Origin of the sequence: Galbibacter orientalis DSM 19592, from assembly GCF_000260115.1 — a bacterium.
In the GTDB taxonomy this organism is placed as follows: Bacteria; Bacteroidota; Bacteroidia; order Flavobacteriales; family Flavobacteriaceae; genus Galbibacter; species Galbibacter orientalis.
Genome location: NZ_JH651379.1, coordinates 1513000 through 1525955 on the forward strand (window position 1 = coordinate 1513000; position 12956 = coordinate 1525955).

Annotated in this window: 7 protein-coding genes; 5 read left to right on the plus strand and 2 right to left on the minus strand. The window is 34.9% G+C overall.

Translation table 11 applies throughout. The features are described 5' to 3' along the window. Window positions 1–5: 5 nt before the first annotated feature. On the plus strand, window positions 6–1499 hold the full coding sequence (locus tag JOOMADRAFT_RS06765) for a TrkH family potassium uptake protein (protein WP_245547658.1): 1494 nt from the start codon (window positions 6–8) through the stop codon (window positions 1497–1499). Window positions 1500–1562: 63 nt separating this feature from the next. Here the strand turns inward: JOOMADRAFT_RS06765 and JOOMADRAFT_RS06770 are convergent, their stop codons facing one another. Further along, window positions 1563–3071, minus strand: coding sequence for a serine hydrolase domain-containing protein (locus JOOMADRAFT_RS06770; protein WP_008612157.1), 1509 nt, complete (start codon window positions 3069–3071; stop codon window positions 1563–1565). A 982-nt stretch (window positions 3072–4053) separates the two neighbouring features. Here JOOMADRAFT_RS06770 and JOOMADRAFT_RS06775 point away from each other — a divergent pair. The 4 genes from JOOMADRAFT_RS06775 (at window position 4054) to JOOMADRAFT_RS06790 (ending at window position 11687) form a co-directional block, all read left to right on the plus strand. Continuing rightward, a complete protein-coding gene (locus JOOMADRAFT_RS06775; protein ID WP_008612158.1) occupies window positions 4054–7341 on the plus strand; it encodes a SusC/RagA family TonB-linked outer membrane protein in 3288 nt (1095 codons plus the stop codon). An 18-nt stretch (window positions 7342–7359) separates the two neighbouring features. Continuing rightward, a complete protein-coding gene (locus JOOMADRAFT_RS06780) occupies window positions 7360–9072 on the plus strand; it encodes a SusD/RagB family nutrient-binding outer membrane lipoprotein (RefSeq protein WP_008612160.1) in 1713 nt (570 codons plus the stop codon). 14 nt (window positions 9073–9086) lie between these two features. After that, window positions 9087–10112 (plus strand): hypothetical protein, encoded by a 1026-nt coding sequence (locus tag JOOMADRAFT_RS06785; RefSeq protein WP_008612161.1) that lies wholly within the window; start codon window positions 9087–9089, stop codon window positions 10110–10112. A 153-nt stretch (window positions 10113–10265) separates the two neighbouring features. Further along, window positions 10266–11687, plus strand: a complete 1422-nt coding sequence (locus JOOMADRAFT_RS06790) for an amidohydrolase (RefSeq protein ID WP_008612162.1) — start codon at window positions 10266–10268, stop codon at window positions 11685–11687. A 71-nt stretch (window positions 11688–11758) separates the two neighbouring features. On the opposite strand, the gene JOOMADRAFT_RS06795 is transcribed toward JOOMADRAFT_RS06790, so the two are convergent. Then, window positions 11759–12946, minus strand: coding sequence for a pyridoxal phosphate-dependent aminotransferase (locus tag JOOMADRAFT_RS06795; protein WP_008612163.1), 1188 nt, complete (start codon window positions 12944–12946; stop codon window positions 11759–11761). Between the last annotated feature and the right edge of the window lie 10 nt (window positions 12947–12956).

Here is a 12956-nt window from a genome sequence, read left to right on the forward strand (position 1 = left end):
AATTCATGAAAAGACTAAATTCTAAAATAATCTTTCACTTCATGGGGTTGCTATTACTTTGTAATGGTGGTTTTATGATACTTTCAGCTATTGTTAGTGGTCTTTATAATGATGGCGCTACTCTGGAGATTAGTTTTGCAGGAATCACTACAATTTTTGTAGGGATTTTATTGATGTACGGTACTAAAAATCATAAGAAAGAAATAAAAAAACGTGAAGGATACATGATTGTTTCTTTTGGATGGGTTTTTATGACAATTTCTGGAATGTTGCCTTACTTGTTTACAGGCTCAATTCCGTCTGTTACAAATGCTTTTTTTGAAACAATGAGTGGTTACACTACCACAGGAGCCTCCATATTAAATGATATTGAAGTGCTTCCGGAAGGTATTCTTTTTTGGCGAAGTACAACACATTGGATTGGTGGAATGGGAATTATTGTACTTGCCATTGCAATATTACCATTATTAGGAATTGGAGGGATGCAGTTATTCGCAGCCGAAGCTCCTGGGCCTAGTGCCGATAAGTTGCATCCTAGGATTACAGATACAGCCAAACGTTTGTGGTTTATTTATGTAGGATATACATTGGCAGAAACTTTACTTTTAAAACTGGCTGGGATGAGTTTTTTTGATGCTATAAATCATGCTATGGCTACGTTGTCTACAGGAGGTTTTTCAACAAAAAATGCAAGTTTAGCTTATTGGAATGATAATCCGCTTATTCAATATATTGTTATCTTTTTTATGTTTGTGGCAGGTGCAAATTTTGTACTGAGCTATTTTGCGTTTAAAGGAAAGGTTCAAAAAGTAATTAACGATTACGAATTTAGATTTTATGGTCTATTGGTGTTCTGTGTGAGTGTTGTGGCTGCACTTGTAATTTATTTTAAGGCAAATGTGCCAGTAAGCGAATACCATCCAATGGTTTTAGGGGCTGCTGAGAGTTCTTTGAGGCATGCTCTTTTTCAGGTTATTTCTGTAATTACAACTACAGGTTTTGTTACTGCAGACTATACTAGTTGGACTCCATTTCTGACAATCGTTTTTTTCGGATTGATGTTTGTAGGTGGGTCCGCTGGATCAACTGCTGGGGGAGTGAAAGTAGTACGACATTTATTAATGATTAAAAATGGATTGCTGGAGTTTAAACGAACCTTGCACCCTAACGCAATAATTCCTGTTCGATATAATGGGAAAACTGTTTCAGAAAATATCATTTATAATATCCTTGGGTTTTTTATAATCTATATGTTGTTATTTATTACTGGAGCAGTAGTATTAGGAGCTCTAGGGTTGGATTTTGAATCGGCTATTGGAGGTGCAGCTTCTTCTTTAGGAAACATTGGTCCTGCATTAGGTTCATTGCATCCGTTAACAAATTACGATTCCCTACCCATGCTTGGTAAATGGTGGTGTTCTTTTTTAATGCTTTTAGGAAGACTCGAGTTATTTACCGTACTTATTTTATTTTCTCCTTTTTTCTGGAAACGTACTTAAGTAACGGTGTTTTTATATAGTTTCAATAGTGCTATTGAGTTGTATCTGTTTATGAATGCAGTTTTATAGCGCTACTTTTTTGTATATCAAAGATCCTGTTGAAAGTGTCTCATTGTTAATTTCAAAATCTCTTGTAAAAACTCCTAAATTACATAGGTATCCACCTTCTTCTTTTCTGTAAATTTTCCCACTTAGGATTCCCCACTTAAATAAGTAGTAATTGTCTTTTTTATCAATAGAAATGGTTGGCCAATTTTCTGTGTTTTTATAGATTCCTACTATTTTATTTATGGTGTCGTTTTCTGTTAAGAGTTGCGAATTTTTGGGGTATGTAATTTCATTCTCTTTTTTGAAACTTTGATCAAACTTTAGCTTTTCACTTAAAAAAATACTGTCTGCTGGTAATTCATTTAACAAGTTATAAGCGTAATTTGCCATTAGGTGCGGTAATAAGTAGGCTCTGTTGTCATTTGAAAACGCAATAACACCTATTTTTTTCTTTTGCATAAATGACATATGGAAGCTTATTCCTGCCAAATTTCCAAAACGGGTTAGTATTTTTTCTTTCTGATATTCTGCTATATCCCATCCTAGGCTATAGTCAGTTCGATGGTATGTAAAATATTTTTTATTCTGACTGGTAGTCGGATTATGGAGGTCTAGCCAAGAATTTTTATTCAGTATAATAGTGTCTTCTCTAATGTTTGCGCTTAACCATTTTGATAGATCATTTATAGTAGAAATTATGCCCCCTGCAGCATGCATTGTAATGTCTTCTTTATAAAAACCTTTTTTAATGAGACCTCTTTCTTTGGAGACGGTAAGAGATGGATAGATGTTTTTTAAGTGGTAGTTACTTACATAAGCACTTGTATTTTTCATTTTTAAGGGATCGAAAACATAATTTTTCATCTCAGATTTCCATGTTTTCCCAGTTACTTTTTCTAGTACTATCCCTGCTATGATTGGGCCAACATTAGAATATCTAAATTCCCTAGACTTGTCATAAAGAAAGTCGGTGTTTAAATCGTGTATTAATTCTTCGTTCTTTCCGCTGTAGCCTAAAAAAGCTGTTTTCCAAGCCATACTTGTGCTAAATGTGCCGTGTGTGTGATTTAAAAGACTTTTAATGGAGATTTTCTTTGTATCTACACTGTCCTTATAATTTAACTCCGGAAGGTAATTATTAAGAGATTTGTTTAAACTGAGGATCTTTTTCTGTTCTAATATTTTGAGTAGTGTTCCTGTAAAGGCTTTCGTGCTAGAGGCAATATAGATTGGAGAATCGTTGTTAAAAGATGATTTTTTATCGCTTAAAACAGTGTCATTTATAGTGAATGAATATGCCAATCCATTTTCATCAACTATTGCAAAAATAAAATCTCCAAGTAATCTTTTTTCTTTATAAATGTTTTTTACTTGCGCTTCAAGTTTTGATGATAAATCAGGATGTTCTCTGTGGAACTTCCTTAAATTTTTATTTGTAGAATTATTACTTGTCTTGCAAGAAGATAAAAACAGTAAGAATAGGATTATAAAATATGTTTTAATAATTTGATATAGTCTTTCCATAATTAATAAGTTATTTAATGGATGGACGATTAGATATATAAATTGGTTACAGTTTTTTTAGTCCCTCGTAGCTGATTTAATTCCTCAATAGTCTATAATATGTGCTTTTTGAAGAGTTTTACATTAAAATGAGTTGAATTTATGGTATTTGAGGTTTGCTTTGAGATAATTTTAGAGAACTTATATACCCTGTTTTTAGTGTATTAGAAAGGGCTAAATTCCCCTTATTTAGATGTCTTTATTTTGTCATATTTGCTTTAAAATAGTCTTCAAAGCGCAATGATGAAATTTTGAGGGAATTAAGTTAAAAAAGAGGCTGCCTGAAAAGGCAGCCTCTTTTATTTTTTACAAAAACCTCTAATTTCAAAATTTACATTTCGATTTATTGTTGTCCGATAAAGGTTAACGAAATTTATAAAACTCCACTTATATCAAGGTTTAAATGATGTTTCTAAAATAGACGCTTACTATTAATAGAAATGCATAAAAAGAGGGTTTTTGAAATATTGTATTTTTAAGCTACTTATTTTGTGATAGTTAATATTTATTCTTTGTTCTTTTTTCTTATAGCGAAGCGGTCTTGTATTTTTACTCGGACATTATTGATTAAATCTATGGATCAATAAATTTAATTAGTCTTTTATTCAAACTTCATTCGTTTCATAGCCTTAAAAACTCCATAAATTTTTTAATTATAGAATTTTTATTTCCTTTAAAAATTTATTTTCTCATTCTATCAAATAGATTTTATTCTAAAAATAATGATTTTTCAGTTATTCTTAGAATAAATATCATGTAGATGTAAAAAATATTTATTGATTTTAATTCACTATTTGTTTGTTTTTAGTGTATTTTTAATGGTTATATTTAATATAATAATAAAAAAAGCATCTTTTTATGTGAAAAATTTATTAATAGTCAAATATTTTTTTACTTAACTTTTTTTTAAGAAGTTTATGTTTTATAAACTTATAAATATTCAATGGAAACAAATTGTAATAGAATTTTAGTACTGTCACTATTTTTATTTACTCAATTTATGTTTGCTCAAACTCAAAAGGTAAAGGGAGTTGTTACAGATCAAGACAATATGCCATTACCAGGAGCTAGTATTGTTGTAAAGGGAACTGCTGTAGGAACACAAACAGATTTCGATGGAAACTATGATATAGAGGTTTCTATAGGAGATGTTTTAGTTTTTTCTTTTGTTGGTCAACGATCAGAGGAAAGAAAAGTATCAGCTTTTGGAGTTATGAATGTTACTCTTCAAGAAGATGCGCAAGCCTTGGATGAAGTAATTATTACAGCTCAAGGGATTAAAAGAGAGAAGCAAGCTTTAGGGTATTCAGTAGCTGAGGTTGGGAGTGAACAACTGGAGCAGCGAGCAGAAGGCGATATAGGTCGTGTTCTATCAGGAAAAGCATCTGGATTAAATATTACGCAACAAAGTGGTTTGTCTGGTTCTGGAACTAGTGTAGTAATTAGAGGATATAGCTCTTTTAGCGGGAGTAATCAACCTCTTTTTGTGGTGGATGGAGTTCCGTTTGCTAGTGAAACAAATTCTTCTGGAGCTGCTACCGGCAATGCAGATGATGATTTTGTAAATGGGAATACTGGGTCTAGTAGGTTTTTAGATTTAGATCCTAACAATATAGAAAGTGTAAATGTTTTAAAAGGGTTGGCTGCATCTACCTTGTATGGTACAGCAGGACGAAATGGGGTAGTATTAATTACTACTAAAAATGGAGCCACTACAAAAACTGCTAATAAGAATGAAATTACAGTAACATCATCTATATTTTTTAATAAAATAGCTTCTCTGCCAGATTATACCAATAAATTTGGAAATGGTTTTGATCAGGCTTTTGGGTGGTTTTTTAGTAACTGGGGACCTTCTTTTGAAAAAGATGGTATAGCTGGTTGGGCTAATGGAGTTAATGCAAACCCAAATGTAGGGTTTGATGAAAACGGAACTCTAGCGCATCCATATTCTACTGCAAGCTCTTCATCGGGAATTCCGCAGGCTTTTCCAGAATATCAAGGAGCACGATACGAATGGAGACCTTATAATAGTGTTGAAAACTTTTTCAAGACAGGAACAGCAAAAAACAATTCTATTAATTTTAGAGGAAACTCAAGTGATGGAAAGGTTTCTTATAATGCAAATTTTGGACTCTTGGACGACGAAGGATTTACTCCAGGAAATAGCCTGAAAAGATACACTTTAGGGGTTGGGGGAAGAGCCGAATTATCCAATAAATTTACTGTATCTGGAACTATTAATTTTACAAATACTAATTATACAACACCTCCAGTAGCAGCATCAGATGGAAACGGTGCTTTTGGTACAGGGTCATCGGTTTTTGGAGCATTGTTTTTTACGCCTAGAAGTGTTGACTTAATAGGGCTTCCTTATCAAAATCCCTTAGATGGATCGAGTGTTTATTATCGTCAAAATAATAGTATTCAGCATCCGCTATGGACAGTTCACAACGCGCAGGCAAGTCAGATAACAAATAGGGTGTTCGGGCAATCGTCTGTTATTTATAATATTAACGATCGTCTAAATGTACTGTATCGTTTTGGTCTTGATGTGTATAGCGAAAACAACGTGAATCAGCAAAACAAAGGAGGTAGAGGACAGAGTGATGCGGCATTGGCAAGTGGAATTTATCAAACATGGAATAACACCAATACAATTCATAACCACGATGTTATAGTAAACGGAGATTATGACCTTTCAGAAAAAATAGGAATGCAGTTTAACTTGGGAGCAACTTCTAAAAGAGAGGAATTAAATAGAGTTGGTGTAGCAAGCTCTGGACAAGAGGTTTTTGATGTCTATAGACATTCTAATTTTTCTAAACAGGATGAAATAGAATATTATCAAGAACGAAATATAACAGGGGTGTATGGTCAGTTTAGTTTTGATTATGATCGTTGGGCTTATTTAACGCTCGCAGGAAGAAACGATTGGGTGTCTAATCTTTCTTCAGAAAATAGATCTATTTTTTATCCTAGTGTAAGTGTATCGTTTGTTCCTACTACAATTCTTAAAGGGATAAAAAGTGAGAAGGGATTAAATTATTTGAAATTTAGAGCAGGGTATGGTACTTCAGCAAACTTTCCTGTAGGGTATCCTACAGTGTCAACCTTAAATATTAATACGCAATTTTTTAATGATCAAGGATTGGATATTGTAACAAATTCGGTATCAAATAGATTGGGGAATCCCGATTTAAAACCTGAGCTTTTAAGAGAATTAGAGTTTGGTTTGGAATCGAAATTTTTTAATAACCGAGTGTCTTTGGAAGCGTCTTATTATACGAGAACTACTACAGATTTAATTATTGACAGACCTTTAGATCCAACCACTGGATATACCACTCAATTAACTAATGTAGGTGAAATAAGAGGAGATGGTGTTGAAGTGGATTTAGGAGTGTCAATTTTAAGAGGTTATGACGATGGATTTAATTGGGATGTAAATGCCAATTTTACAGTCAATAAATCGGAAGTAGTAGATCTAGGTTCTGATACAGATATTATTGTGTACGCTGGTTTTAGCGATTTAGGAAATGCAGCTATTACAGGGGAGCCTTTAGGGGTAATTGTAGGGAGTCGAATAAAACGTAATGATGCTGGAGAATTTTTAGTAAATAGTGCCGGAGATTATATAGTTGAAAACGGTCAGTTTATTATTGGAGACCCTAATCCAGATTGGGTTTTGAATATTGGAAATAACCTGTCGTTTAAAAACTTTAATTTTTCATTTTTGGTGAATTATACAAAAGGAGGCGACATTTATGCAACAACAGCCTCTACTTTATTAGGAAGAGGATTAACAACAGATACGGACGACAGGTTGAATACTTTTATTTTACCAGGAGTGCAAGAAGTTAGAAACGCTCAAGGTGAAGTAACCGATTATGAAACCAATACGAAGCAGATAAACAACTCTACTTATTATTTTAATAATGTGTTGTTTGGGCCTAATGAGCTAGGAGTTTTTGATGCAACGGTGGTGCGCTTACAGGAAGTTTCTTTTGGGTATTCTTTACCAAAGAGGTTTTTGGAAAAAACACCTTTGGGTTCGTTGAGCTTTAATGTGTCTGGTTACAATCTATATTACAAAGCGCTTAATGTACCAGAAGGAACTAATTACGATCCTAATCAAGCAGGTTTGGGAGTAGGAAACGGTCGTGGATTCGACTTTCTTACAGGGCCTAGTTCCAAAAGATATGGGTTTAGCATAAAAGCATCATTTTAATACTAAAAAAATAGCATAATGAAACGCGTAAGAAAATATATATTTCAGTTGTTTTTAATAGGTCTTCTTCCTTTAAATTCATGTGAGACTACAGAACTGGATTTATCAGATAATCCAAACGAATTAGAACTGTCTCAGTCTAGCACCGATTTCTTTTTAAATAGTGTTCAGGTCGATTTTGCAACCTTTACACATTTAATGGGGGCAAATGGAGCACGATTGGTTAGGATTGAAAGTATGTCGGGAAGAAGTTATCAGAATGTTTCTGAGTTTTCACCAGCATTTCTGGAGACAGAATGGAATACAGCATATCAGGCAGATGGGGGAGAAGAATTACCCACTGGACTAAAAATAAATGGAATTTTGTCGAATATAAGGGCTATGAAGTCAGAAGCTGAAGCGCTTGAGTTGTATCATCATATAGCAATGACGCAGGTAATAGAGGCTAGTACTATGGTAACTTTGGTGGATTATTTTGGTGATGTACCTTATTCTGAAGCTTTACAGGCCAATGCAGAAACACCTATATTAAATCCTAAAGTAGATGAGGGGGCAGCTATTTATGCTGCAGCATTAGAATTGCTAGATAAGGCAATTGCAAATTTCAAAAAAGAAGTGGTTCTTGAGCCAGAAAACGATTTTTATTACAATGGAAATTGGGGAAATTGGATAAAAGCTGCTAATACTCTTAAAATGAAGATATATCTTCAAAAAAGATTGGTAGATGGAGCGGCTCTTCTAAAATTTAATACTATTGTATCTTCAGGAAATTACATAAAAGAAAATGATGAAGATTTTGCTTTTAATTGGGGGGTGAATGACGTTCAGCCAGATTCAAGACATCCTTTTTATGCTAGTAATTACCTCAATACAGGGTCGGGAGCATATATGTCTAATTGGTTTATGAATTTGATGAATTCTTCTCAAGACCCTCGAGTTCGCTACTATTTTTACAGACAAACAAATGCCGTTCCAGGGCAAGAGATTTCACCTAATGAAGAAGCGCTTTCTTGTTCTTTAGAGCCTGTGCCACAGCATTATATAGATGGCGGATTTACCTTTTGTAATTTACCAAATGGCTATTGGGGGAGAGATCATGGTCAGGATGCAGGAGTGCCACCAGATGGCTTTTTAAAAACTACTTACGGAGTTTATCCAGCAGGTGGAAAATTTGACGATAATAGTTTTGAAGGAGTGTTGCCCGGAGATGGGGGTGCAGGCGCAGGAATTACTCCTATTTTATTGGCGTCTTGGGTGGATTTTATGCAGGCGGAAATAGCTATGGTTAATGGAGATGGCAATGGAGCTAAAGCATTTATGCTTTCAGGGATTGATAAATCCATGCAAAAAGTAATGTCTTTTGGGGAGCTAGATCCAAGCGCATCGACAAGCTTTATCCCAACGCTGCCAGATGTTGTTAATTTTGAAGAAAATATTAAATCTAATTTTGAAAATGCTACCACAGAAACTGAAATGTGGAATGTTTTAGCAGAACAATACTGGGTGGCCTTGTTTGGGAATGGAACCGATGCCTATAATTTTTACAGAAGAACGGGCTATCCAACTACTTTACAACCAAACCTTGAAAAGGATCCTGGAGGTTTTATTCTGTCGCTCTATTATCCGTCAAATTTTGTAAATAATAATTCTTCAACAAGTCAAAAAGCGGATGTAAGAACAAGAGTGTTCTGGGATAATCATAAAGATGTAAACTTTCCTATTGCCAATTAAAATATAGCAAAACAATGAAAAAAATAAGATATATAGTAGTAGGTGTTTTAGGACTCATTTTTGGAGTGAGTTCTTGTAGTACCGACGATAAGATTGTAGATGAAGTACTAAGTAATGTTGGTACGGGAGCAATTTTACGTACCATCAGTCAGGATAATAGCTTGCTGTACAACGATGAGGAGAAGATGTTTGAGCCCAATTCTAAATACACTTTAATTTTGGAAGAACAAGACGCTCAAAAAGGAGATTTACTTGAAAGTGTTGAGGTGTATGTTAAATATAAAGCTACAGATGCGGAGCGTTTTCCTCAAGGAGGGCAAGAGTTGTTACTTGAAAAATTATCGGTTTCAGATTTCTCAGAAGGCGATCGAGAACTTCCTGTAACAACAGTTTCTTATTCTTCTAAAACATTAGTAGAAGCTTTAGGAATTGATGAATCCAAAATTCAAGGGGAAGATCGTTTTGAATTTCGTCTAGTTTTAATGCTAACAAATGGAGAGGTATTTACTAATACCGATGTTGGTGGTCCAGTAAGTGGGGGTTCTTATTTCTTGTCTCCTTTTGAATATTTTCCAATTATAAAATGTGCAATTACCGAAAGTTTAGCAGGTACACATACCTATGAGACTATTAATGCCAAGGCTGCACCAGGAGGCGATGGAGTGTGTTCTGGTAATATCTTGACGGGAGAAGTGGTATGGACTGAAAAACAATCGGGTACCTATGCATCTAGTGATATGAGTTTTGGACAATTTGAAGATTGCTATACTAATAGAGGAAAGGCTACTGGAAATGGGATTAGTATTGTTTGGGATTGTACTTCTTTGAATCCAGTTGGAGATGTGTATATAGATGAAGAAGGAATGGTAACTACAAAGGACAAAGCGCAGAGGAGTCTAAGTTATAATTATTCTATTATCAAAGTAGAGGGTTCGGAAATGACTATAAAATTTTCAAATGCCGCAGGAGATGGAGGACAAGTGTTGGTTACCCGTGAGGGAGGAAAAAATTGGCCAGAAATTTTTAGTAGAAATAATTAATCCCTCATAGAGGGTCTAATTCCTTAGAGCCTGTGCTGAGTTTACCGAAGGGCTCTGCGTCGAAATGAATTAAATTTGTTTCCTTTGAATACCTTGTGGGCTTGCCCCGAGGTAGTTGATTAGGATTTCCTATGAATTTTAAATTAAAAACTAATGAGTAAACTATTAATTGTATTATGTATTATCAATTTTAGCTTTTCTTTTGCTCAAGAAACAAAGCAGGGATTATTATTGGAAATTGATGGGAAAAAGGATTCCTATGGAGAAATAGCTCAACAAATTTGGGATTATGCCGAAATGGGTTATCAAGAAGAAAAAAGCACTGCCTTATTACAAAAAACTTTAAAAGCAGCAGGGTTTACTGTAAAAGCAGGAGTGGCAGGGATTCCAACTGCATTTGTGGCTGAATATGGAAGTGGAGGTCCTGTAATTGGGATTTTAGGTGAGTATGATGCATTACCAGGATTGTCTCAACAGAGATTGGCTGAAAAAAAATCTGAGGGAAAAGCAGCAGGGCATGGTTGTGGGCATCATCTTTTTGGTACGGCATCTATGGCAGCAGCTATTGCAGTAAAAAACTGGTTAAAATCTAATAACCGTGAAGGAAGAGTCCGTTTTTATGGTTGTCCAGCCGAAGAAGGAGGTTCTGGAAAGGTATATATGGTAAGAGCAGGATTGTTTAACGATGTGGATGCTGTTCTGCATTGGCATCCTGGTTCTTCCAACAGCGCTAGTGCTGGAGCAGCACTAGCTAATAAATCGGCTAAATTTAGATTTTATGGGGTTTCTGCACATGCAGCAGGATTCCCAGAAAAAGGAAGATCTGCTCTTGATGGGGTTGAAGCTATGAATATGATGGTAAATATGATGCGGGAGCATATTCCTGAGGATGCTAGAATTCATTATGTAATTACCGATGGAGGAAAGGCTCCTAATGTGGTTCCTGATTTTGCAGAGGTGTATTATTATGCTAGACATACACATCGAGATGTGGTGATTGATATTTTTGACCGAATTGTTAAAGCATCAGAAGGAGCTGCAATGGGCACTGGAACTACTGTAGATTATGAAATGATTGGGGGAACCCATGAGTTGTTACCAAATTTAAGTCTTCAAAAAGTAATGTATGATAATTTGGTTGAGGTAGGAGGAGTTGCCTATACAGACGAAGAAACAAAGTTTGCTAATAAGATAGCTCTTACCTTAGGGTATGAAAAGGCAGATATAACTGCAGTAAATAGTGTTGAGCCTTATAAAACAGAATCGGAAGCTAGGGGTTCTACAGACGTAGGAGATGTTAGTTTTACTTTGCCTACTGCAGGGTTACGTGTAGCTACTTGGGTATCGGGAACACCATCTCATAGTTGGCAAGCGGTAGCCTGTGGAGGAACATCCATAGGGAATAAAGGGATGGTTGTTGCTGCTAAAACAATTGCACTGACAGCTGTTGATATATTTGAAGATAAAGAATTACTGGAAAAGGCTAAAGAAGAATTTAATAAGCGTAGAGGTGATGATTTTAAATATATCCCACTATTAGGAGATCGAAACCCAGCTTTAGATTACCGAAATTAAACCTGTGTTTCTGTGTAAAAAAAAATCCCGCTCTTTTGATAGCGGGATTTTTAACTTTTTAAAGAAATTATTTATGAAAGAACTTCTTTGATTCTTTTAATAGCTTCTATCAATTCTTCTTCTGAAGCAGCATATGAAATTCTAATACAATTTGGATTTCCAAAAGCTTCGCCAGTTACGGTAGCTACATTTGCTTCTTCTAAAAGTAATAGTGAAAAATCAGATGCATTTTCAATTTTCTTACCTTTTATTGTTTTTCCGAAGAAATCAGAAATATTAGGGAATACATAGAACGCTCCTTCTGGAACATTTAATTGGAATCCTTCTATTTCTCCTAATAGATTTAAAACAAGATCTCTGCGTTCATGGAACTTATCAATCATGTATTTAATTTTACTTACGGGAGCTTCAAGAGCGGTAATAGTAGCTCTTTGGGCAATACAGTTTGCACCACTAGTTATTTGACCTTGCATTTTATTACAAGCTCTAGCAATCCAATCTGGAGCACCAATGTAACCAATTCTCCATCCTGTCATAGCAAATGCTTTTGACACCCCATTTACAGTAACAGTTCTATCAAACATTCCGTCTATAGAAGCAATGCTTGTGTGTCCGTCTCCAAAGTTAATATGTTCATATATTTCATCAGAAACAATAACAATATTTGGGTGTTTTCTCAAAACAGCGGCTAAAGATTCTAACTCTTCTTTGCTGTATACAGAACCACTAGGATTACATGGAGAGCTATACCAAATCATTTTGGTTTTTGGAGTAATGGCAGCTTCTAATTGTTCTGCTGTCATTTTAAAATCGTTTTCAATAGAGGTTTGAACTTCTACTGGAACTCCTTCAGCAATTTTTACAATATCAGAATAGCTTACCCAATATGGAGCAGGTAAGATAACTTCATCACCTGGATTAATAACCGCAAGTGCAACATTGGCCAACGATTGTTTTGCTCCTGTAGATACTACAATCTGATTTGGCGTATAGGTAAGCTTATTGTCTCTTTGGAATTTATTTATAATGGCAGCTTTTAAGTCAGCATAACCATCAACTGGAGAGTAGCTGTTGTAGTTTTGGTCAATAGCTTCTTTAGCAGCCTCTTTAATAAAATCTGGAGTGTTGAAATCTGGTTCTCCTAGACTTAAGCCGATGATGTCTTTTCCTTCAGCTTTTAATTCTCTTGCTTTTGCTGCCATGGCAAGTGTTGCAGAAGTTGCCATGTTTAAAACTCTTTCAGATAATTCTTGTTTCATAAAATGAAAA